We start from the raw sequence: 651 nt of genomic DNA, 5'->3' as shown, positions 1-651 counted from the left end.
TTTCTGGATGAGTTACCGGAATTTCACCGGCATGTATTGGAGGTGTTGCGCGAGCCATTGGAGAGTGGTGAGGTACGCATCTCTCGCGCAAAGGCCCAAGCGGTCTACCCGGCCCGCTTCCAGTTGGTTGCGGCCATGAACCCCTGCCCGTGCGGTTACCACGGTGCGGCCGAAGGCGACTGCACCTGCACGCCGGATCAGATTCGTCGCTACCGGGACAAAATTTCCGGTCCGCTATTGGATCGCATTGATATGCACGTACCGGTTCGGTTACTGAAACGCGGGGAGCTGCAGAGTAAAGGTGAAGGCGAGCGCAGTACCGTTGTGCGCGAACGGGTGATTGCCGCCCGGCAGCGGCAGCTGGACCGGCAGGGCAAAGCCAACCATCAGTTGAGTGTGCCTGAGCTGGAGCGGGTGTGTGCGCTGACGCCGGCCAATAAGAACCTGCTGGAGGATGCGATTGAAAAGCTCGGGTTATCGAGCCGGGCGTATCATCGCGTTTTGAAAGTGGCGCGGACGCTGGCTGACATGTCGGGGAGTGAGTCCCTGGAAACGGTGCATATCAGTGAGGCGTTGGGGTATCGGACGTTGGATCGGCGGAAGGGATGAAGCGTTGTGGCAACTTTGGGTTGGGTGACGGCGGATGCGGCC

General features: G+C 60.2%; 1 protein-coding gene. It reads left to right on the top strand.

The genetic code is table 11. The features are described from left to right. Positions 1 to 609 (top strand): ATP-binding protein (locus B3520_RS05330; protein ID WP_286875573.1); only part of this gene is annotated, 609 nt, incomplete at its 5' end. Positions 610 to 651: the final 42 nt, after the last annotated feature.

Source organism: Marinimicrobium sp. UBA4509 (assembly GCF_002388575.1).
GTDB lineage: Bacteria > Pseudomonadota > Gammaproteobacteria > Pseudomonadales > Cellvibrionaceae > Marinimicrobium > Marinimicrobium koreense.
The sequence above is the reverse complement of the archived record's forward strand: the minus strand, read 5'-3'. Positions and strand labels throughout refer to the sequence as shown.